The organism is Rathayibacter sp. VKM Ac-2926, assembly GCF_022815565.1.
GTDB classification, from domain to species: Bacteria; Actinomycetota; Actinomycetes; order Actinomycetales; family Microbacteriaceae; genus Rathayibacter; species Rathayibacter festucae.
The window spans coordinates 155,971-176,026 of sequence record NZ_JALGRS010000003.1 but is presented as its reverse complement, the minus strand read 5'-3'; the positions used below and the strand labels follow the sequence as shown (position 1 = coordinate 176,026).

Sequence of the window (20,056 nt, the reverse complement as noted above, 5' to 3'; positions counted from 1 at the left end):
GCCGATCTCGCGAGCCGAGGGTGGGGGCCGGAGCATGACGAAGGGCCGCCTGCGCGTGCTGCTGGGAGCGGCGCCCGGCGTCGGCACGACGTCCACGATGCTCGAGGAGGGCGGCCGGCTCGCCGCCGAGGGCCGCGACGTCGTGATCGCGGTCGTCGAGACGCACGGCCGCGCCGAGACCGCCGCGAGGATCGAGGGCCTCGAGGTCGTCCCGCGGCGCGCGGTGCTGCACCTCGGTGCGCGACTCGAGGAGATGGACCCGGCGGCGGTGCTCGCCCGCCGACCGGACATCGCGCTGGTCGACGAGCTCGCGCACACCAACGCTCCCGGCTCGTCGCACCGGAAGCGCTGGGAGGACGTGGCGGAGCTCCTCGACGCCGGCATCACCGTGCTCACGACCGTCGACATCCAGCACATCGCCTCGTTGAACGACGTCGTCGAGGCGATCACCGGGGCGCGGCCGCACGAGACGATCCCCGACGCCGTGCTCCGCGCCGCCGACCGGATCGAGCTCGTCGACCTCGCTCCGCAGGCGCTGCGCGACCGGCTCGCCGCGGGCCGCGTCTTCCCGCCCGAGCGGATCGACGCCGAGCTCTCGCACCGCTTCCGCCTCGGCACGCTCACCGCGCTGCGCGAGCTGGCACTGCTCTGGCTCGCGGACGAGGTCGACAGTGCGCTCCGCGACTACCGCGGCGAGCACGGCATCGACAGCACCTGGGCCGCCCGCGAGCGCGTGGTCGTGACGCTGACCGGCGGCTCGGAGGGCGAGACTCTGCTGCGCCGCGGTGCGCGGATCGCCGCGCGGGCCTCCGGCGGCGACCTGCTCGCCGTGCACGTGCTGACGCCGGACGGACTGCGGACGCCGCGCCCCGAGGTGCTCGCGACGCAGCGCGCGCTCGTCGAGTCGCTCGGCGGCAGCTACCACCAGGTGGTCGGCGAGGACGTGCCGCGCACGCTCGTCGCGTTCGCCCGCTCCGTGGACGCCACGCAGCTGGTGCTCGGCGTGAGCCGGCGCAGCCGCCTCGCCGCGGCGCTCACTCCGGGGATCGGCGCGACCGTGATCCGCGAGTCGGGCGACATCGACGTCCACATCGTCAGCCATTCGGCCGCCGGTCGCGCGGCGGTGCTGCCGCGCCTCGGCGGAGCGCTGACGCTGCGGCGCCGGCTCTTCGGCACGGCCCTCGCGCTGGTCGGCGGGCCGCTGGTCACCTGGCTGATGGCGAGCCTGCGGAGCGACGAGTCGATCACCAGCGACGTGCTCTCGTACCAGCTGCTCGTCGTGCTCGTCGCGCTGGTCGGCGGGCTCTGGCCCGCGCTGTTCGCGGCCGTCCTCTCAGGGCTGACCCTCGACTACTTCTTCGTCGATCCGCTCTACACGGTCTCCGTCGACGAGCCGCTGCACGAGCTCGCGCTCGCGCTCTACGTCCTCAACGCGGTGCTGGTCAGCGCCGTGGTGGACAGGGCGGCCCGGCGCTCCCGCGCGGCGAAGCGGTCCGGAGCCGAGGCGGAGCTGCTCGCGACGATCGCGGGCGGGGTGATCCGCGGCCAGGGTGCGCTGCAGGCGATCCTCGAGCGCGCGCGCGAGGCGTTCGGCCTCACCGGCGTCCGGCTGGTGCGGGACGGCGCGGTGGTCGCCGCGGACGGCGAGCCGACGGCCGCGAGTGAGCCCGTGCGGATCCCGGTGGGCGCGCAGGCGGAGCTCGAGCTGCACGGCCGCGAGCTGGAGGGCAGCGAGCGGCGGCTGCTGCAGGTGGTCGCCGCGCAGCTCGACTCCGCGCTCGAGCGGGAGGCGCTGAGCGAGACGGCGAGCTCGCTGGCTCCGCTGGCCGAGACCGATCGGGTGCGCAGCGCCCTGCTCTCGGCGGTCAGCCACGACCTGCGCCGGCCGCTGGCGGCCGCCACCGCCGCCGTCTCGGGGCTGCGCTCGCGCGACGTGGAGTGGAGCGAGGGCGACCGGGCGGAGCTGCTCGCGACCGCGGACGAGAGCCTCACCACCCTGGGCGCGCTGGTCACCGACCTGCTCGACGTGACCCGGCTCGAGGCGGGAGTGCTCGCCGTGTCGCTCGCGCCGCTGGACGCGGCCGATGTCGTGCTGCCCGCTCTCGACGAGCTGGGGCTCGGCCCGGGGGAGGTCGACCTCGACCTGGATCCGGACGGGCCGGAGCTGCTCGCCGACGGCGTGCTGCTGCAGCGGGTCGTGGTGAACCTCCTGGCGAACGCGGTGCGCTACGCGCCGGAGGGGACCCGGGTGCGGGTGTCGACCAGCGTCTTCGGCGGCACGGCGCAGCTCCGGATCGTCGACCACGGCCCCGGGATCGCGCCCGAGCGCCGGGAGGAGGTCTTCGTGCCGTTCCAGCGCCTGGGTGACGACGACAACACGACCGGGCTGGGGCTGGGGCTCGCGCTGTCGAAGGGGTTCACCGAGGGGATGGGCGGGACGCTCGAGGCCGAGGACACCCCGGGCGGCGGGCTGACGATGGTGGTGACGCTGCCGGTGGTGGCGGACGACGCGGCCGCCCGGACCGATGCCGCCCAGACCGATGTCGCCGAAACCGATGCCGCCGAGCTGCGGGCCCCGGGCACCGATGCTTCGGGAGGAGCCGCATGAAGATCCTGATCGCCGACGACGACCCGCAGATCCTGCGCGCGCTGCGGATCACCCTGACCGCCCGCGGCTACGACGTGGTCACCGCGGGCGACGGGACCGAGGCGATCAACCGCGCCATCGACGAGCGGCCGGACCTCTACATGATCGACCTCGGCATGCCGCGGCTCGACGGGGTCGAGGTGATCCAGGCGCTGCGCGGCTGGACGAGCGCGCCGGTGCTGGTCGTCTCGGGGCGCACCGGGTCGGCGGACAAGGTCGGTGCCCTCGACGCGGGGGCCGACGACTACGTGACCAAGCCGTTCTCGATGGACGAGGTGCTCGCGCGCATCCGGGCCCTGTCGCGGCGCGTGCAGCCGGCCGAGGGCGAGCCGACGGTCAGGATCGCAGACGTGACCGTCGACCTCGCGGCGAAGAGCGCGATGCGCGACGGCGCCGCGGTGCGGCTCACGCCGACGGAGTGGCAGGTGCTGGAGATCCTCGTGCGGAACGCGGGCAAGCTGGTCACCCGGCGCTCACTGCTCGACGAGATCTGGGGGCCGACCCACGTGACCGACACCGGCTACCTCCGGCTCTACCTCGCGCAGCTCCGCAAGAAGCTCGAGCCCGATCCCGCGCACCCGCGGTTCCTGCTGACGGAGGCGGGGATGGGCTACCGCTTCGTGCCGGGCGAGGACGCGGCGGCGCGGTAGGCGCGCAGACGGACACCGGTCGGCAGCGATGCACAGCCCGGCGCCGTCGGCCCGGCCGGGGCTGCGGAACGAGCTCTCGGTGACGGCGGATCTCGATACGCCCGCTGCGCGGGCTACTCGATCAGCATGGATCGCGGGGGCGCATCGAGACCCGTCCACCGTCGGTAGGCGTGACGGTGGATCACGGGACGCCCGCTGGGCGGGCTGCTCGATCAGCGTGCAGGGCGCTCGGGCCGCTGTCGGAGGCGCGGGGGACAATGGAGGGACCCCAGGAGAAGGAGACCACCGTGGATCAGCCGCGCATGAACGTCGAGTCGTTCAACCTCGATCACCGCACCGTCGCCGCGCCCTACGTGCGCCTGGCCGACGCGAAGACGCTTCCGGCCGGGGACCACCTCGTCAAGTACGACGTGCGCTTCACCCAGCCCAACCACGGCCACCTCGAGATGCCGACCGTGCACTCGCTCGAGCACCTGTTCGCGGAGAAGTCGCGCAACCACTCCGACCGCGTCGTCGACTTCTCGCCGATGGGCTGCCAGACCGGCTTCTACCTGATCCTGCAGGGCGAGCCCGAGCTCGCCGAGGTGCTCGACCTGGTCGAGTCGACCCTCCGCGACATCACCGAGGCCACCGAGGTCCCCGCCGCCAACGAGACGCAGTGCGGCTGGGGCGCGAACCACTCGCTCGAGGGCGCCCAGGACGCGGCGCGCACGTTCCTCGCGGAGCGCGACCAGTGGGAGCAGGTCACCGCGTGAGCGCAGTCGAGGCGATCGTCCTCGTCGCGATGGACGAGGAGGCCGAGCCGTTCCTCGCGGCGGCGGGCGGCGCCCCGGAGCCGGTCGCGGTGGGCAATGCGCTGCAGTGGTCGCTCGAGGTCGGCGGCCACCCGGTGCTGCTCGTGCGCACCGGCGTCGGACTCGTGAACGCGGCAGGCGGGCTGACGGCGGCGGTCCTCCGGGTGGGGGGCACGCCGCTGGTGATCAGCGCCGGATCGGCGGGCGGGCTCGGTGCCGAGGTGCGCGTCGGCGACGTGGTCGTCGGCGACGAGTACGTGCAGACCGATGCGGACGCGCAGGCATTCGGCTACGCGATGGGGCAGGTGCCGGGGATGCCGGCGCGCTACTCCGGGCACGCGGCGGCGCTCGCCGCGGACCTCGACGCGGCGATGCCGGACGGTGCAGCGATCACGGTGCGGCGCGGGCTGATCGTCTCGGGCGACGTCTTCGTCTCGGGCGACCATGTGGCGCGGGTGCGCGGACTGTACGACGGGGCGCTGGCGACGGACATGGAGTCCGTCTCGCTCGCGCAGACCGCCTTCGTGCACGGGCTGCCGTTCGTGTCGGTGCGCGGCATCTCGGACCTCTGCGAGCCCGGATCGTTCGAGGCTCACGTGGACGACGCGGCGGACCGCTCGGCGGCCGTGGTGCGGGCGCTGCTGGACGCGGTGGGCTGATCCGCGGCGCGGGGTGGTCTGCGGAGCCGGGGTGCCGAGGGTGGTGGGTCTCGATACGCCCCTTCGGGGCTACTCGACCAGCATGTCTTCGATCCGTCGGACTGCTCGACCGGCATGATTCCGGTCCGTCGGGCTGCTCGACCGGCGTGGTCGCCGGCGGTTCATGCTGATCGAGCAGCCCGCGCAACGGGCGTATCGAGATCCACCTGCGTCAGAAGGCGGGTCTGCAGGCCCGCCCCGCTGGTGACGGCGGGTCTCGATACGCCCCTCCGGGGCTACTCGACCAGCATGAACAGGACGCTGCGCGTCCTTTCCCTCACCACCGAGACGCCGACCGGCATGATTCCGATTCTTCTCGGCGGGGATGTCGATATCGGCGGGCGCCGTTCGACGGGATAGTAGGAGGGCGCAGAGGGCGCCCGCGAATCCCGAGGAGACCACCGTGAAGTACATGCTGATCATGCGCGCGACCGATGCCGCCAAGGCCGCCTACGAGGCGATCCCGTTCGACGAGATCATCACCCGGATGGGGCAGTACAACGAGGCGATGATCACCGCCGGCGTCCTGCTCGCGGGCGAGGGGCTCGCCGACGACGTCGCGACCTCGGGATTCGTCGTCGACTTCGCCTCCGAGCCGGCCGCGATCACCGACGGCCCCTACGGCGAGACGCACGAGCTGTTCAACGGCTTCTGGATCATCCAGGTGTCCTCGAAGGAGGAGGCGAAGGAGTGGGCGCTGCGCTGCCCGCTCGTCCCCGGCAACAAGCTGGAGGTGCGCCGCGTCACCGACGAGAGCGACTTCGCGGACTTCGCCGACAACGAGTACCTCCAGAAGGAGGCCGGCTGGCGCGAGGACGAGAAGGCCCGCGCCGAGAACGGCTGACATGACGCCGGCGCCTCCCGGGGAGGAGACCCGGGCGCGGGTCGACGCCGTCTGGCGGATCGAGAGCGCGCGCATCGTCGGTGCGCTCGCCCGGGTGACGGGCGACGTCGGCCTGGCCGAGGACCTGGCGCAGGAGGCCCTGGTCGAGGCGCTCGAGCAGTGGCCCACGACCGGCGTCCCGCGCAACGCCGGGGCCTGGCTGACGGCCGTGGCGAAGCGCCGGGCGATCGACGGCTGGCGGCGGCGGACGGCGCTCGACGAGCGCTACCGCCTCCTCGCGCGCACCCTCGAGGAGAGCGTCGACGACGAGTGGCGGCCGATCGAGGACGACGTGCTCCGGCTGGTCTTCACCGCCTGCCACCCCGTCCTCTCGCGGGAGGCGAGCATCGCGCTCACGCTGCGGCTCGTCGGCGGGCTCGGGACGGAGGCGATCGCCCGGCTGTTCCTGGTGCCGGTCGCGACCGTCCAGCAGCGGATCGTCCGGGCGAAGAAGTCGCTCGCGGCGTCGGGCGTGCCGTTCGAGGTGCCGGACCCGGCGGAGTGGCGGGCACGGCTCGACGCGGTGCTCGGGGTCGTCTACCTGATCTTCACGGAGGGCTACGCCGCGACCTCGGGCGATCGCTGGCTCCGCACGGAGGTGGCGGGGGAGGCGCTGCGGCTCGGGCGGGTGCTCGCCGCGCTGCTCCCGCGCGAGCCCGAGGTGCAGGGGCTGCTCGCCCTGATGGAGCTGCAGGCCTCGCGGTTCGCGGCGCGGACGGCGCCCGACGGCTCGCCGGTGCTGCTCGAGGACCAGGACCGCACCCGCTGGGACCGCGGGCAGATCGAGCGCGGCCGGGAGGCGCTGCGCCGCGCCGACCGCGTGGGCAAGGGCCGCGGGTCCTACGGGCTGCAGGCGGCGATCGCCGAGTGCCACGCGATCGCGCCGAGCGTCGCCTCGACCGACTGGGAGCGCATCGTGCTGCTGTACGAGATCCTCGGGCGGGTGTCGCCGAGCCCGGTCGTCGAGCTGAACCGCGCCGTCGCGGTGTCGATGGCGACCGGTCCGGCCTCCGCGCTGCTGATCGTCGACCGGCTGGCGTCCGACGGGGTCCTCCGCGGCTCGCACCTGCTGCCGAGCGTGCGGGGCGAGCTGCTCGCGCGCCTCGGCCGGCGGGAGGAGGCGCGCGCCGAGCTCGCCGTCGCCACCGCGCTGGCCGGCAACGAGCGCACCCGCGCCCTGCTGCTGGCCCGCGCCGCGTCGCTCTGACTCCGGCGCCCCGACTCCTCAAGAGTTGTCGTAGCGGAGGGTCGAGTACGACGACTTCTGGAGAGCGCAAGAAGTGCCGGGAGTGAGAGGTGCACCCGCGGTCCAGAAGTTGTCGTAGTGGGTGGTCGAGTACGACAACTTCTGGAGAGTGCAGGGAGGGGGGGGGAGCGGGGGTGTCCGGGGCGCGCGGGTCAGCGCTCGGTGACGACGCCCGCCTCGACGTGCCAGTGGCGGGTCAGCTGCACGGTCTCGAGCATGCGGCGGTCGTGGGTGACCAGCAGCAGCGTGCCCTCGTAGGCCTCGAGCGCCTGCTCCAGCTGCTCGATCGCGGCGAGGTCGAGGTGGTTGGTCGGCTCGTCCAGCACGAGGAGGTTCGTGCCGCGCGCCTGCAGCAGCGCCAGGGCCGCGCGGGTGCGCTCGCCGGGGGAGAGCTCGCCGACGGGGCGCGAGACGTGGTCGGCCTTGAGGCCGAACTTGGCCAGCAGGGTGCGCACCTCGGCGGTCGGCCACTCCGGCACCAGCGCCTCGAAGGCGTCGGCGAGCGGGACGTCGGAGGCGAGCATCGCACGCGCCTGGTCGATCTCGCCGATGGCGACGCTCGCGCCCAGCGAGGCGCCGCCCTCCTCCGGAGCGGAGCGGCCCAGCAGCAGTGACAGGAGCGTCGACTTCCCGGCGCCGTTGGGCCCGGTGATGCCGATCCGGTCGCCCGCGTCGACCTGCAGCGAGACCGGGCCGAGGGTGAAGGTGCCGCGGCGGGCCACCGCTGCGTTCAGCGTCGAGACGACCGAGCTCGAGCGCGGGGCGCTGCCGATCGTGAAGGCGAGCTGCCACTCCTTGCGCGGCTCCTCCACCTCCTCGAGCCGGGCGATGCGGCTCTCCATCTGGCGGACCTTCTGGGCCTGCTTCTCGCTCGACTCGGCCGAGGCCTTGCGGCGGATCTTGTCGTTGTCGGGCGCCTTCTTCATCGCGTTGCGGACGCCCTGGCTCGACCACTCCCGCTGGGTGCGGGCGCGCGAGACGAGGTCCTCCTTCTTGTCCGCGAAGTCCTCGTACTTCTCGCGGCGCTGGCGGCGGGCGGTCTCGCGCTCCTCCAGGAAGGCGTCGTAGCCGCCGCCGTAGACGGTGGTGGTGCTCTGCGCGAGGTCGAGCTCGAGCACGCGGGTGACGCTGCGGGCGAGGAACTCCCGGTCGTGGCTGACGAGCACCACTCCGCCGCGCAGGCCGCGGACGAACGCCTCGAGCCGCTCGAGGCCGTCGAGGTCGAGGTCGTTGGTGGGCTCGTCGAGAAGCACGACGTCGAAGCGGGAGAGCAGGAGAGCGGCGAGGCCGACGCGGGCCGCCTGGCCACCGGAGAGCGAGGTCATCAGGGAGTCGGCGGAGACGCCGCCGGTGCGGCCCGTCGGGTCGAGGGCGAGGCCGAGGTCGGCGAGGACGACCGGGGTCCGCTCGTCGAGGTCGGCGGCGCCGCTCGCCAGCCAGCGGTCGAGGGCGAGCGCGTAGCGGTCGGCGATGCGGCCGTCGGGGTCGGGCTCGGCCAGCGCGGAGGCGGCCGCGTCGAGCTCGGCCGAGGTCTCCGCGGCCCCGGTGCGGCGGGCGATGTAGCCGGCGACGGTCTCGCCCTCGCGGCGCTCGTGCTCCTGGGGCAGCCAGCCGACGAACGCGTCGCCGGGCGCGAGTACGACGCTGCCGTCGAGCGGGGCGGTCTCGCCGGCGAGGATGCGCAGGAGGGTGGACTTGCCCGCTCCGTTCGCGCCGACGACGCCGACGACGTCGCCCGGGGCGACCGTGAGGTCGAGGCGGTCGAACAGGGTGCGGTGCGCGTAGCCTCCGGAGAGGCCCTTGGCGACGAGGGTGGCGGTCACCGGTCCAGCGTAGGCGGGCGGGCCGCCGGCACCGGCCCCCGGTCGCTAGACGCTCTGATTGCACGCGAGTCTAGGATGGCCGGATGAGCGAGACGACGGTCCGAGGCGGCGCCGGCTACTGGTACCCGGACGAGTCCTCGACGCGACGTGCCGTCGAGGTGCTCAGCGCGATGCGCGGGTACCGCGTCTCCGAGGTGGCGATGCGCCGCCGCACGCGCGAGAAGATGGCGATGGGCGAGACCGACCTGATCGCGATCCAGTTCCTGCTGCGGCGCCAGCGCGAGGGCGACCTCGTCAGCGCCAAGGATCTCGCCGCGCACCTCTCGATCTCCTCCGCCTCGACCACCGTGCTGATCGACCGGCTCGTGCGCAGCGGGCACCTGGTGCGGAAGCCGCACCCCAGCGACCGCCGCGGCATCGTCGTCGAGGCGACGGTCGACAGCGATCAGGAGGTCCGCGAGACGCTGCAGGAGATGCACCGCCGGATGCTCGAGATCGCGGAGGACCTCGACGCGGGCGAGGCCGAGGTCGTCGTCAACTTCCTCCGCCGGATGGGCGCCGCGGTCGACGAGATCGACGCCGCCGCGGACGACGAACCCGAGAAGTAGCTAGACATTCTAGTAAAGAGCCGGACTAGGGATAGGCTGGCGTCATGGGTCAATTCCTCTACGGCACACCGCCGGCCGTGATCGAGATCGAGGACCGGACCCTCGCCCACCTGCAGATCGTCGTCTACGCGAAGTTCCGGCGCGACGAGCGCTTCAGCCTCACTCTCGACTCGATGCCCGAGGGGGCCCGCGGCCGCCACTCGTTCTGGATGAACCCGAACATCGCCCTGCAGTTCCACTTCGCCGGCAGCCGCCAGCCCACGATCAACCCGTCCTGGGTCGAGGTGCTGATGGACGCGGCGAACGGCGGCGGCGGGCTGCGGCTGCTGCCCGAGCCGCACGCCTGATCCGCGCCGCACGCCTGCTCCCGAGCGTCGTCCGGCATCGCAGCGCCCTGCACGTCTCCTAGGGTGGATCCGTGCGCCCGGGGGTGGGCGCGACGAGGGGGAGCACATGCGCGCACGAGTTCTGGGAGGCGCACTGCTCGCGCTGGTGGCCGCGGGGGTGCTCGCCGGCTGCTCCGCGCCGGCTCCTGCGCCCACGGTGACGGTCTTCGCGACGGCGACGCCGACTCCCGATCCGACCGTCACTGCCGCACTTCCGCAGTCGACCGCCACGGTGTTCGTGCCGGTGCCGGAGGCGACCGTCACCTTCACCCCGAACGACGTGCCCGTGATCCCCGAGACGGCGTTCGCCGTCGACAACGGCGCGATCCCGGGAGCGAGCGGGGAGCCGACGACGAACGGCGCGGGGGACATCGTGACCTACACCGTGGTCGAGGGCGACTCGTTCTTCGACATCGCCCAGCGCTTCGGGATCCCCGTGCAGCAGCTCCTGCGGATGAACCCCGGAGTCGCGGGGGCGGGCGAGGCGGTCTACATCGGCAACGTCATCAACCTCGACGCGAACTACCTGGGCTGACCGCCGGCGCCGCTTCGATCGCCGGCTCGGCGCCGGGCGCTACTCCGACTTCGGCAGCAGGTGGAAGGCGAGCGCGAGCGACGCCGAGATCATCAGGATCCCGCCGAAGAAGAGGAACCCGGCGAGATCGGGCAGCAGGAACGAGTTGCCGAGCACCAGGATGCCGCCGAGGAACAGCACGAAAGAGAGGACGACGCCCAGACCAGTCATGCCCTCATCGTACGGGGCGCGGGGCGGGAAGGGCGCCCGGCCTCAGGGCATCAGGAGCGCTCGCAGCTCGTCCGCGCCCGCGGCCACCGCGATGGTGCCGACCGCCTCGAGCGGGGAGCCGTAGCCCCACTCGACCATGATCGTCGGCACCCCGTGCGCGGCGGCGCCGTGCACGTCGTGCTCGCGGTCGCCGACCATGACCGGCGTGGAGAGGTCGACGCCGATCTCGCGGAGGCGGCGCAGCGCCTCCTCGACGACGTCCGCCTTCGCGCTGCGGACCTCGTCCTCGGAGGCGCCGCAGATGATCGTGAAGTGCTGCGCGAGGCCGTAGTGCTCGAGGACCCGGCGCGCGGCGGACTCCGGCTTCGAGGTGGCGAGCGAGAGCGGGATGCCGGCGGCGGCGATGCCCGCCAGCAGCTCCGGCAGGCCGGGGTAGACGCTGGAGTCGAAGAGGCCGCCCGCGTTGTAGCGACGGCGGTAGACGACGAGGGCGGCCTGCGCCTCATCGACGCTCATCCCGCCGAGCTCGCGGAACGCGTCGAGCAGCGGCGGTCCGACGTAGGCGAGCAGCTCGACGGGGGTGGGCACCGGGCGGCCGAGCTCGACGAAGGTGTCGACGAGGGTGCCGGTGATGCCGGGCGCCGAGTCGGTGATCGTGCCGTCGAGATCGAAGAGGATGCAGCTCCAGGTCGCCTCGATGCCGGGCTGCGCGTCGGGCGCGAGAGTGGTGTCGGACATGGCGGGCTCCTGCCCTCGGAGGGACGTCGTGATCCCGGCGGTGTGCCCCGTCGGGGGGAACACTCTACGGTGCCGCGGCGTCGAGGGACTGCTCGATGAACGACCGGGCGACGACCTGGGCGATCGAGCCGGCGTCGAGCTGGACGGCGACGAAGTCGGCGGTGCGGATCAGCGCGAACGCCTCGCGGCCGGGCAGGACCAGCATCTGCACGCGCGGGTGCTGCTGCCGGGGGACGGCGGCTCGCAGCTCGTCGGTCGAGGTGAACAGCGGGAGCACCTGCTCGCCGGTGGTCGTCGCGACCACGCGCACGTGCGGCACGCCACCGGGCTGCGAGCCGGTCACGTCGACGACGAGCGAGCCCTCGAGGCAGGCGGCCAGGAGGCGCTCGACCCCCTCCGCGGTCGCGTCGGCGACCAGTGCCTCGAGCGCTTCGCGCGCCGCGGTGTTGCGGTACGGGCCGGGTCGCGACGGGCGGGCAGGGGGTCCGTTCCTCCGTGGCATGTCTTCACGGTATCCGGGTTCGCGCCATCTCTCGAATCCATCGCGACAATCGCGCGCATTCGATGTCCGAGTGCGCTATACGACGGATGCCGGAGAGATGAGCCGATTCTCAGGCGGATTGCGACGCTTATCCTGAGTATCGGCGCAGATGACGACGGAGAATCGGGCGAATGGCGCCGATAAGTGCTCGACCGCCGACAAGAAGGGGTAATGTCTCCTCCTGTCAGTGACATCCAGGAGGAAAAGTGGCCCAGAAGATCACGCTTGTCGACGATATCGACGGAACCCCTATCGACTCCGGGGACGGCGGCACCGTCCGCTTCAGCATCGACGGAGCCAACTACGAGATCGACCTCGGTCCGGACAACATCGCCGAGCTGCACTCCGTGCTCGAGAAGTTCGTCTCGAACGGCCGCCGTGTCGGCTCGCGCCCCGCTGCCGCCACGTCGGTCGCCTCGGCGTCGAAGAGCGACCCCAAGCAGCTGAAGGCCGTCCGCGAGTGGGCGAATGCCAACGGACACCAGGTGTCCGACCGCGGACGCATCCCCGCCGAGGTCCAGGCCGCCTACGCCGCCGCTCACAAGTAGAGCCGCGCCGGGCGCACCGAGAGGTCGCGCCCGCATCGTCGAAAGGCCCCGTCGATCCGTCGACGGGGCCTTTCGCGTGCTGTTCTCCGCGACCGCTCGTGGATTCTCGCGGAGCCCCTGGAAAGGGGGACGCGAGCGCTAGAAGAGGCGCGTGTGCGAATCGTCGACGCCGCGCATCGACTCGTAATCGAGCACGACGCAGCGGATTCCGCGGTCCTGCGCGAGGGTCCTCGCCTGCGGCTTGATCTCCTGCGCCGCGAAGACTCCGGTGACCGGAGAGAGGTGCGGATCGCGATTCATCAGCTCGAGATAGCGGGTCAGCTGCTCGACGCCGTCGATCTCTCCTCGGCGCTTGATCTCGACCGCCACGGAGGCGCCGCTCGAATCGCGGGCGAGGATGTCGACCGGTCCGATCGCCGTCATGTACTCGCGCCGGACGAGGGTGTGGCCCTCGCCGAGCAGATCGATCTGCTCGGCCAGCAGGCGCTGCAGGTGCGCCTCGACGCCGTCCTTGATCAGGCCGGGATCGACGCCGAGCTCGTGCGCCGAATCGTGCAGGACCTCGTGGATCGAGACGACCAGGGCGTCGCCGGTCTTGCGGTGCGTGACCGTCCACTGCTCGTGGACGCCGGCCGCGCGGGCGTCCTCGTCGGGCTCGCCGGTGCTGAGGGTGCACGGGGGGCTCATCCAGTTCAGCGGCTTGTAGGAGCCGCCGTCGGAGTGCACGAGGACGCTGCCGTCGGCTTTGACCAGCAGCAGGCGGGTGGCGAGGGGGAGGTGGGCGCTGAGACGGCCGGTGTAGTCGACGGAGCAGCGCGCGATGACGAGACGCACCCGTCGAGGATAGACGGGGGCGGTCGGGGGTGGTCGGACGGGTGGGTCTCGATACGCCCCTGCGGGGCTGCTCGACCAGCATGAAGGGGGGCCGGCGGACTCCCCCTGACGGGTGAGGCCGCGGCCTTTGCTGATCGAGTAGCCCTCGCAGAGGGCGTATCGAGATCCGGCGATGTCCGCAGGGCGGAGTGCAGGCTTGTCGTGCTGGGGACGGTGGCTCTCGATACGCCCCGGCGGGGCTACTCGACCAGCATGCTGGGGGCCCCTGCGGGGCTGCTCGACCAGCATGCAGGGGGCCCCTGCGGGGTCAGGCCATGCGGAGGACGTTGCCGGTGACGCGGCGGCCGGCGGGGGAGACGAGGTAGGAGACGAGGTCGGCGACCTCGTCGGGGCGGGCGACGTCGAAGAAGGCGTCGTTCGCGGCGACGGCGGCGTGGACGTCGTCGGTGACCCAGCCGGTGTCGGTGACGGGCGGGTGGACCGCGTTGGCGGTGACGCCGAGCGGGCTGAGCTCGAGCGAGGCGGAGATCGTGTAGTTCACCAGCGCGGCCTTGGCGGCGCCGTAGGAGACCTCGCCGGGGAAGCCGCGCTCGCCGCCCGAGGTGAGCGTGACGATCCGCCCGCCGTGGCCGCCGCGGCGCTCCAGGCGCTCGGCGAGCTCGGCGATCAGCAGCGCGCCGGCGCGGGCGTCGATGGCGAGCACCCGGTCGATGCTCGCGGCGTCGACGCGGCGCTGGGGGCGGCCCATCCAGTCGTTCGGGCGGGTGCGGAAGGTGTCGATGACGGAGCCGGTGGCGTTGTGCACGAGGACGTCGACCGGGCCGAGCGACTCCTCTGCGGCGTCGAGGAGCAGGGCGGCGGAGGCGGCGTCGCGGAGGTCGGCGGAGACGGCGCGGGCGCGGCCACCCGCGGCGCGGATCCGCTCGGCGACCTGCTCGCCGTCGGTGCGGTGGGCGAGACGCTGGCGCTCCGGCTCGTACTCCGGCAGATCCTCGGCGAGGAAGGCGACCAGCACGGCCAGACCATCGGCGGCGAGGCGCGCGGCGATCGCGGCGCCGATGCCGTGGTTCGCGCCGGTGACGACGGCGACGCGGCAGGGCTCGAGGCCGGGGGCGCTCATGCTCGCGCGCCGTCCTGCACGCGCTCCGCGGGCTCCTTCTGCGGGCGGGCGGCGGGTGAGGCGAGACCGGCGAGGACGACGAGCGCGAGCACCAGGAACAGCGCGTTGAGGAGGCCGAAGTGCTCGCCGAGGAAGCCGATCGCGGGCGGGCCGACCAGGAAGGCGACGTAGCCGAGCATCGCGACGGCGCTGACCCGGGCCGCCGAGTGCGGGCCCTCGGCCGCGGCGGACATGCCGACCGGGAAGCCGAGCGAGCAGCCCAGTCCCCAGGCGACCGCTCCGGCGATGACGAGGCCGTCGACCGGAGCGAGGATGAAGAGCAGGATGCCGACGATCGCCAGCCCGGCGGACGCGCGGAGCACGGGCACGCGGCCGAAGCGGTCGAGCACGGGGCCGCCGAGCACCCGGCCGACGGTCATCGCGGCGACGAAGACGCCGAAGACGACGGCGGCGGTGGTCTTGTCGGTGCCGTGGCCGTCCACCATCGCGAGGGTCAGCCAGTCGTTGGCCGATCCCTCTGCGAAGGCCATGCCCAGCATGATCAGGCCGATCAGCACCAGGCGGCGGTCGCGCCAGACGCCGAGCGAGGCGGCGACGCGCTCGCGGACCGGCGCCTTCGCGACGACGGCGACCCCGGAGGTGTCGAGCTCGTCGCGGACGGGGACGAAGCGGATCGCGACGGAGACGGTGATCACCACGACGACGGCGACGCCCGAGAGGTGCGCGGCCACCGGCACGGTGAGCGCGGAGGCCGCGGCGCCGAGGATCGCGCCGAGGACGGTGCCGAGGCTGAAGAAGGCGTGGAAGAGCGGGAGCAGGGTCTTGCCGAAGGCCTTCTCGTTCGCGGAGCCCTCGACGTTCATCATCACGTCGACCGCGCCGTTGCCGAAGCCCAGCAGGACCATGCCCGCGAAGGCGAGGGGGAGCGCGCCGAACGCGTCCGCCGCGAGGCCCAGGAGCGCGAGACCGGAGGAGCAGACGGCGAGTCCGGCGACCATGCCGCGGCGGGCGCCGAGCGCCGACATGATCGCGGTGGAGAGGCTGAGGCCGACGATCGCGCCGATCGACATCGAGAGGATCAGGAGGCCCACGCCGGAGGTGGGGAGCTGCAGCTCGTCGCGGATGGCGGGGGTGCGCGAGACCCAGGTCGCGATCGAGAGGCCGCTCAGCACGAAGATCGTGAAGACGGCGTTGCGCCACGCGACGAGCTGCGGGCGGCTGAGGGCGGAGGTCGAGGGCATGCGGGGTCCTGGCTGATCGCGGGGCGGTCGTGGGGGCCTGATCGACGATGATCGAATCGATTCGATGCGGGCCGGTCTAAGCTATCCGGAACGCCGGGACCGGTCAAGGACGGGTCGCCGGGCGCCGGCCCTCCGGGTCGGGGACGAGGAGCACCGTGGAGTCGAGCAAGGCCGTGGAGTCGAAGAGCGGCGGATCGCCGACGTCGCGCCCGACCCTCGCGCGGGTCGCGAGCCGGGCGGGCGTGTCGCCGTCGACGGCGTCGCTCGTGTTCAGCGGCTCCGGACCGGTCGCGGCGTCGACCCGCGAGCGGGTGCTGCAGGCCGCCGCCGAGCTCGACTACGCCGGACCGGACCCGCGGGCGCAGTCGCTCCGGCGCGGGCGCTCGGGGATCGTCGGGGTCGTCGTCGACGAGCGCGTGCTGCACGCCTTCCGCGACCCGATCAAGATCGCGATGCTCGACGGCATCGCCGACGTGCTCGGCGGGGCCGGCGCGGGCATCCTGCTGCTCACCGAGACCGAGGGGGGCTCGGGGCTGCTGGCGACGGCGCCGGTGGACGCGATGATCCTGGTCGGCTGCAGTCCCTCCGTCGACGACTCCGTGGCGGTGCTGCGGCGCCGCGGCGTGCCGGTCGTGGTGGTCGAGGGGGTCTCCGACCTCGGCGCTGCGGTCGTCTCCCTCGACAACCGGGAGGCGACCCGGACGCTCGCTGAGCACCTTCGGGAGCTCGGGCACGAGCGCGTCGCCGTCGTCTCGCTGCCCTTCGCGAAGGACCGCCGCCGCGGCGCGATCCCGGCGGACTGGCGGTCGAGCCCGAGCATCACCGCGGTCGAGCGGCTTCTCGGGGCGCAGGACGTGTTCGGCGACCTGGCGGTCGTCGCGGCGGGGGCGAGCACGGTCGACGAGGGGGTCGCCGCCGGGCGGGTGCTGCTCGATGCCGCCCAGCCGCCGACGGCCGTGATCGCGCAGAGCGATCTGCTGGCGGCCGGGGTCGTCCTCGCGGCCGAGCAGCTCGGGCTGCGGGTGCCGGCCGAGGTGTCGGTGGTCGGCTTCGACGGGGTGCAGGTCCCGGGGCTCGCGGCCGAGTACGACCTGACGACGATGGTGCAGCCCGCGGTCGAGAAGGGCCGGGCTGCGGCGCGCGCCGTCCTCGCGCTGATCGCCGGCGACGAGGCCGAGCCGGTGCGCTTCACCTCCGTCTTCCACCGCGGCACCACGAGCGCGCCGCCGCGCTGACTCCCTCCGCGAGATGCCACTTATGAGCGGATTCTGCGGCGTGTCGGGCTCATAAGTGGCATCTCGCGGGAGGGGGCGGACGCGGGGGTCGCCGGGAGTTGTGCACAGGGTTGTCCACAGGGTGTTCGAAACTTCGTTCGAGGGTCAACGGAGCCAGACGTCGCCGCGGAAGCGGAGGCCGAGGGTGAGCGCGCGGGCGCCGAGGAAGCCCGCGGCGTAGGCGATCCAGAGGGCCAGGAGGCGCCAGTCCTCGGGTGCGAGGGGCGCGAGGAGGGCCAGCGGGGCGAGGACGGCGAGGTTCACGAGGCCGCTCAGGGCGAGGTAGCGGCCGTCGCCGGCGCCGATCAGCACGCCGTCCAGGACGAACACGAAGCCGCCGAGCGGAGCCGTCAGGCCGACCACGACGAGGGCGGCGGGGAGCAGGCGGAGCACCTCGGGGTCGCTCGAGAAGACGAACGGGAGCACTCCGCTCGTCGCGACGATGACCGCTCCGAGGGCGACTCCCGCGCCGATTCCCCAGGTCACACAGCGTTTCGCGACCGCTCGGGCGCGCGCCGGGTCGCCCTCGCCGAGGAGGCGGCCGAGCAGCGCCTGCGCCGCGATCGCAACGGCGTCGAGGGCGAAGGCGACCGTGGAGAACAGCGTCATCGCGACCTGGAACGCGCCGAGCTCCTCCGCGCCGAGAGAGCCGGCGACCGCGACGGCGAGCAGGATGGCGGCGCGCAGCGAGGCGGTGCGCAGCAGCAGCCAGCCGCCCGAGCCGGCGGAGGCGCGCAGCCCGGCCGGGTGCGGGCGCAGCGGCGCTCCGACGCGGCGGGCGAGCCGCAGGGCGATCACCGCGTAGGCGCCGAACATGCCCCACTGGGCGATCACCGTCCCCAGGGCGGACCCGGTTATCCCCAGGCCGGCGGGGTAGATCAGCACGGCGTTCAGGGCCGCGTTCACCGCGAATCCGCCGCCCGCGATGATCAGCGGAGTGCGGGTGTCCTGGAAGCCGCGGAGCAGCCCGGTCAGGGCGAAGACGCCGAGCATCGCGGGGATGCCGGCCATGCTCACCGAGAGGTAGCGGACGCCCGCATCGGCGACCGCGGGCTCGGCGCCGAAGAGACCGATCAGGGCGGGAGCGGCGATGGCTCCGGCGACCGCGATGACCGCGCCGAGGGCGAGCGCGAGCCAGCCGCCGTCGATGCCGGCCGCGACGGCACGGCGCTCGTCGCCCTCGCCGAGCGCGCGGCCGACCCGGGGAGTGGTGCTGTAGGCGAGGAACACCATCAGGCCGACGATCGTCTGCAGCACCGCTCCGCCGAGGGCGAGGCCGGCGAGCGGCACAGCGCCGAGGTGGCCGACGAGGGCGGAGTCGGTGAGCAGGAACAGCGGCTCGGCGATCAGCGCCCCGAGCGCGGGCACGGCGAGCCGCAGGATGCTGCGGTCGAGGGTGCGGCGGTCGGTGGTGGTCACCGCTCGACGGTAGCGGGGCGGGCGGGGTGCGCGGGCGGTGTGGGCGTGCGGTGGCTACGGTGGAGGCACCCCGGACGGAACGAGCACCATGGCATCCCGCACTCCCCGCCTCGGCCTCGGCCTGGCCGCCGTCGGGCGACCGGCCTACATCACCGCCGGGCGGGACGGCGATCTCGGGCCCCCGGAGGGGCGCAGCGTCGACGCCCTCCGCGCGCGGTCGCACGAGCTGCTCGACACCGCGTGGGGTCTCGGCGTCCGCTTCTTCGACGTGGCCCGCTCGTACGGGCGCGCGGAGGAGTTCCTCGGCGGGTGGCTGGCGGAGCATCCGGAGCGGCGCGCCGAGCTGACGGTCGAGTCGAAGTGGGGCTACGAGTACGTCGGCGACTGGGCGATGGACGCTGAGGTGCACGAGCGCAAGGAGCACTCGGTCGCGATGCTCGAGCGCCAGTGGTCGGCGACCCTCGCGGCGCTGGGCAGCGCGCCGGACCGCTACCTCGTGCACTCGATCACGCCGGAGAGCCCGGCGCTCGTGGACCGGGCGCTGCTCGACCGGCTGCGCGGGCTCGCCGGGTCGGGAGTCGCGGTCGGGCTGTCGACGAGCGGACCGGAGCAGGCGCGGACGATCCGGCTCGCCCTGGCGATCCCGGACTCGCCGTTCAGCACGGTGCAGACGACCTGGAACCTGCTCGAGCGCTCGGCCGGGGCGGCGCTCGCCGAGGCGCACGACGCGGGGTGGACCGTGGTGGTCAAGGAGGCGCTCGCGAACGGGCGGCTGGTCGGCGGCCGGGCGCCGGAGGTGCTGCGGGGGCTGCCGGGGGTTCCCGAGGAGCTCGCGCTCGGTGCGGCGCTCGGGCAGCCGTGGGCCGACGTGGTGCTCAGCGGGGCGGCGACTCCGGGGCAGCTGCGGGAGAACGTGCGCGCGCGGGCCGGCGCGGTGCCGGAGGGGCTGCCGACGCAGGATCCGGGGGAGTACTGGGCCGAGCGGTCGGCGCTGGCCTGGCGCTGACGCGCGGGGCGGGTGCGCGGCTCGGGAGGACCTCGGGCTCGCGGAATCGGGGTCGGCTCGCGGGATCGGGCGGTTCCGGCGTGCCGGAGGTGGATTCGCGTGCCGGAGGTCTGCCGGAGTCGGGTTCGGCTCGTGGAACGGGGTCGGGCTCGTGGGATCGGGCGGTTTCGGCGTGCCGGAGGTGGTTTCGCGTGCCGGAGGTCGGCCGGGGTCGGGTTCGGCTCGTGGAATGGGGTCGGGCTCGTCAGATCAGGTGGTTCTGGCGTGCCCGAGGTGGTTTCGCGTGCCGGAGGTCGGGTGGCGTCGGTTCGGCTCGCGGAGTGAGGTCCGGCTCGTGGGATCGGGCGATTTCGGCGTGCCGGAGGTGGATCCGCGTGCCGGAGGTCGGCCGGGGTCGGGTTCGGCTCGTGGAACGGGGTCGGGCTCGTGGGATCGGGTGGTTCCGGCGTGCCCGGGGTGGTTCCGCGTGCCGGAGGTCGGGTGAGGGGCGAGCGGGTCAGCGCGGTATCGAGATCCGGCGTGGTGGGGACGGTGGGTCTCGATACGCCCTTGCAGGGCTACTCGACCAGCATGTGCTCGATACGCCCCTGCGGGGCTGCTCGACCGGCGTGCGAGCGGCGGGCGGGGCGCTTCATGCTGATCGAGTAGGCCGCGGAGCGGGCGTATCGAGATCCGCGTCACCGGGAGTCGGGTCTGCAGTCCCGCACTGCTGACAGGGTGGGTCTCGATACGCCCCTGCAGGGCTACTCGACCAGCATGTGCTCGATACGCCCCTGCGGGGCTACTCGACCAGCATGTGCTCGATACGCCCCTGCGGGGCTACTCGACCAGCATGTGCTCGATACGCCCCTGCGG

The 20,056-nt window shown here is 73.4% G+C and carries 20 protein-coding genes; 12 read left to right on the top strand and 8 right to left on the bottom strand.

What is annotated here, in order from left to right:
- Positions 1 to 34 precede the first annotated feature (34 nt).
- The 6 genes from MT351_RS05180 (at position 35) to MT351_RS05155 (ending at position 6,879) form a co-directional block, all read left to right on the top strand.
- Positions 35 to 2,608 carry an ATP-binding protein gene (locus MT351_RS05180; protein WP_243581444.1) on the top strand — a complete coding sequence of 858 codons (2,574 nt, stop codon included), beginning with the start codon at positions 35 to 37 and terminating at the stop codon, positions 2,606 to 2,608.
- A complete protein-coding gene (locus MT351_RS05175; protein WP_243581443.1) occupies positions 2,605 to 3,297 on the top strand; it encodes a response regulator in 693 nt (230 codons plus the stop codon). The genes MT351_RS05180 and MT351_RS05175 overlap by 4 nt, the downstream gene beginning before the upstream one ends.
- Before the next feature lie 302 nt (positions 3,298 to 3,599).
- Positions 3,600 to 4,052, top strand: a complete 453-nt coding sequence (locus MT351_RS05170) for an S-ribosylhomocysteine lyase (RefSeq protein WP_123736308.1) — start codon at positions 3,600 to 3,602, stop codon at positions 4,050 to 4,052.
- Positions 4,049 to 4,750, top strand: coding sequence for a 5'-methylthioadenosine/S-adenosylhomocysteine nucleosidase (mtnN, locus tag MT351_RS05165; RefSeq protein ID WP_243581442.1), 702 nt, complete (start codon positions 4,049 to 4,051; stop codon positions 4,748 to 4,750). Before MT351_RS05170 ends, mtnN begins: the two co-directional genes overlap by 4 nt.
- 442 nt (positions 4,751 to 5,192) lie before the next feature.
- Positions 5,193 to 5,633, top strand: a complete 441-nt coding sequence (locus tag MT351_RS05160) for a YciI family protein (RefSeq protein WP_123706090.1) — start codon at positions 5,193 to 5,195, stop codon at positions 5,631 to 5,633.
- Position 5,634: 1 nt separating this feature from the next.
- Positions 5,635 to 6,879 carry an RNA polymerase sigma factor gene (locus MT351_RS05155; RefSeq protein ID WP_132437335.1) on the top strand — a complete coding sequence of 415 codons (1,245 nt, stop codon included), beginning with the start codon at positions 5,635 to 5,637 and terminating at the stop codon, positions 6,877 to 6,879.
- A gap of 191 nt (positions 6,880 to 7,070) precedes the next feature.
- On the opposite strand, the gene MT351_RS05150 is transcribed toward MT351_RS05155, so the two are convergent.
- The gene (locus MT351_RS05150) at positions 7,071 to 8,741 is read right to left on the bottom strand and encodes an ABC-F family ATP-binding cassette domain-containing protein (RefSeq protein ID WP_132437336.1); all 1,671 of its coding nucleotides are present in this window, start codon (positions 8,739 to 8,741) and stop codon (positions 7,071 to 7,073) included.
- Positions 8,742 to 8,824: 83 nt separating this feature from the next.
- Here MT351_RS05150 and MT351_RS05145 point away from each other — a divergent pair, with 83 nt between their 5' ends.
- The 3 genes from MT351_RS05145 to MT351_RS05135 all read left to right on the top strand — a co-directional run bounded on the left by MT351_RS05145 (position 8,825) and on the right by MT351_RS05135 (position 10,270).
- Positions 8,825 to 9,349 carry a MarR family winged helix-turn-helix transcriptional regulator gene (locus MT351_RS05145; protein ID WP_132437337.1) on the top strand — a complete coding sequence of 175 codons (525 nt, stop codon included), beginning with the start codon at positions 8,825 to 8,827 and terminating at the stop codon, positions 9,347 to 9,349.
- Between the two features lie 44 nt (positions 9,350 to 9,393).
- The gene (locus MT351_RS05140) at positions 9,394 to 9,696 is read left to right on the top strand and encodes an ATP-dependent DNA ligase (RefSeq protein ID WP_123447216.1); all 303 of its coding nucleotides are present in this window, start codon (positions 9,394 to 9,396) and stop codon (positions 9,694 to 9,696) included.
- Positions 9,697 to 9,802: 106 nt separating this feature from the next.
- Positions 9,803 to 10,270, top strand: coding sequence for a LysM domain-containing protein (locus tag MT351_RS05135; protein WP_123736181.1), 468 nt, complete (start codon positions 9,803 to 9,805; stop codon positions 10,268 to 10,270).
- A gap of 39 nt (positions 10,271 to 10,309) precedes the next feature.
- On the opposite strand, the gene MT351_RS05130 is transcribed toward MT351_RS05135, so the two are convergent.
- The 3 genes from MT351_RS05130 to MT351_RS05120 all read right to left on the bottom strand — a co-directional run bounded on the left by MT351_RS05130 (position 10,310) and on the right by MT351_RS05120 (position 11,720).
- The gene (locus MT351_RS05130) at positions 10,310 to 10,480 is read right to left on the bottom strand and encodes a hypothetical protein (protein ID WP_164874567.1); all 171 of its coding nucleotides are present in this window, start codon (positions 10,478 to 10,480) and stop codon (positions 10,310 to 10,312) included.
- A gap of 42 nt (positions 10,481 to 10,522) precedes the next feature.
- On the bottom strand, positions 10,523 to 11,218 hold the full coding sequence (locus tag MT351_RS05125; protein WP_132437338.1) for an HAD hydrolase-like protein: 696 nt from the start codon (positions 11,216 to 11,218) through the stop codon (positions 10,523 to 10,525).
- A 64-nt stretch (positions 11,219 to 11,282) separates the two neighbouring features.
- Entirely contained in the window at positions 11,283 to 11,720 is a 438-nt protein-coding gene (locus tag MT351_RS05120; RefSeq protein ID WP_132437339.1) for an SseB family protein, read from the bottom strand.
- Positions 11,721 to 11,965: 245 nt separating this feature from the next.
- Here MT351_RS05120 and MT351_RS05115 point away from each other — a divergent pair, with 245 nt between their 5' ends.
- A complete protein-coding gene (locus MT351_RS05115; RefSeq protein ID WP_123447211.1) occupies positions 11,966 to 12,307 on the top strand; it encodes an Lsr2 family protein in 342 nt (113 codons plus the stop codon).
- 138 nt (positions 12,308 to 12,445) lie between these two features.
- On the opposite strand, the gene nucS is transcribed toward MT351_RS05115, so the two are convergent.
- From nucS to MT351_RS05100, 3 genes are all read right to left on the bottom strand, one after another.
- A complete protein-coding gene (nucS, locus tag MT351_RS05110) occupies positions 12,446 to 13,141 on the bottom strand; it encodes an endonuclease NucS (RefSeq protein WP_123736183.1) in 696 nt (231 codons plus the stop codon).
- 307 nt (positions 13,142 to 13,448) lie between these two features.
- Positions 13,449 to 14,261, bottom strand: a complete 813-nt coding sequence (locus MT351_RS05105) for an SDR family NAD(P)-dependent oxidoreductase (RefSeq protein ID WP_243581441.1) — start codon at positions 14,259 to 14,261, stop codon at positions 13,449 to 13,451.
- Positions 14,258 to 15,502 (bottom strand): sugar MFS transporter, encoded by a 1,245-nt coding sequence (locus MT351_RS05100; protein WP_243581440.1) that lies wholly within the window; start codon positions 15,500 to 15,502, stop codon positions 14,258 to 14,260. The genes MT351_RS05105 and MT351_RS05100 overlap by 4 nt, the downstream gene beginning before the upstream one ends.
- 155 nt (positions 15,503 to 15,657) lie before the next feature.
- Between MT351_RS05100 and MT351_RS05095 the strand changes: the two genes are divergently transcribed.
- A complete protein-coding gene (locus MT351_RS05095) occupies positions 15,658 to 16,737 on the top strand; it encodes a LacI family DNA-binding transcriptional regulator (protein WP_243581439.1) in 1,080 nt (359 codons plus the stop codon).
- Positions 16,738 to 16,881: 144 nt separating this feature from the next.
- On the opposite strand, the gene MT351_RS05090 is transcribed toward MT351_RS05095, so the two are convergent.
- Positions 16,882 to 18,195 carry an MATE family efflux transporter gene (locus MT351_RS05090; RefSeq protein WP_243581438.1) on the bottom strand — a complete coding sequence of 438 codons (1,314 nt, stop codon included), beginning with the start codon at positions 18,193 to 18,195 and terminating at the stop codon, positions 16,882 to 16,884.
- 88 nt (positions 18,196 to 18,283) lie between these two features.
- Here MT351_RS05090 and MT351_RS05085 point away from each other — a divergent pair, with 88 nt between their 5' ends.
- Complete coding sequence (locus MT351_RS05085) at positions 18,284 to 19,201, top strand: aldo/keto reductase (RefSeq protein ID WP_123736187.1); 918 nt, start codon at positions 18,284 to 18,286, stop codon at positions 19,199 to 19,201.
- The last annotated feature ends 855 nt before the right edge of the window (positions 19,202 to 20,056 follow it).

Bases quoted from the DNA above. Each gene is read 5' to 3' on its own strand.
- MT351_RS05180 (WP_243581444.1), top strand. From the start codon at position 35: ATGACGAAGGGCCGCCTGCGCGTGCTGCTGGGAGCGGCGCCCGGCGTC.
- MT351_RS05175 (WP_243581443.1), top strand. From the start codon at position 2,605: ATGAAGATCCTGATCGCCGACGACGACCCGCAGATCCTGCGCGCGCTG.
- MT351_RS05170 (WP_123736308.1), top strand. From the start codon at position 3,600: ATGAACGTCGAGTCGTTCAACCTCGATCACCGCACCGTCGCCGCGCCC.
- MT351_RS05155 (WP_132437335.1), top strand. From the start codon at position 5,635: ATGACGCCGGCGCCTCCCGGGGAGGAGACCCGGGCGCGGGTCGACGCC.
- MT351_RS05145 (WP_132437337.1), top strand. From the start codon at position 8,825: ATGAGCGAGACGACGGTCCGAGGCGGCGCCGGCTACTGGTACCCGGAC.
- MT351_RS05140 (WP_123447216.1), top strand. From the start codon at position 9,394: ATGGGTCAATTCCTCTACGGCACACCGCCGGCCGTGATCGAGATCGAG.
- MT351_RS05135 (WP_123736181.1), top strand. From the start codon at position 9,803: ATGCGCGCACGAGTTCTGGGAGGCGCACTGCTCGCGCTGGTGGCCGCG.
- MT351_RS05130 (WP_164874567.1), bottom strand. From the start codon at position 10,480: ATGACTGGTCTGGGCGTCGTCCTCTCTTTCGTGCTGTTCCTCGGCGGC.
- MT351_RS05125 (WP_132437338.1), bottom strand. From the start codon at position 11,218: ATGTCCGACACCACTCTCGCGCCCGACGCGCAGCCCGGCATCGAGGCG.
- MT351_RS05120 (WP_132437339.1), bottom strand. From the start codon at position 11,720: ATGCCACGGAGGAACGGACCCCCTGCCCGCCCGTCGCGACCCGGCCCG.
- MT351_RS05105 (WP_243581441.1), bottom strand. From the start codon at position 14,261: ATGAGCGCCCCCGGCCTCGAGCCCTGCCGCGTCGCCGTCGTCACCGGC.
- MT351_RS05100 (WP_243581440.1), bottom strand. From the start codon at position 15,502: ATGCCCTCGACCTCCGCCCTCAGCCGCCCGCAGCTCGTCGCGTGGCGC.
- MT351_RS05085 (WP_123736187.1), top strand. From the start codon at position 18,284: ATGGCATCCCGCACTCCCCGCCTCGGCCTCGGCCTGGCCGCCGTCGGG.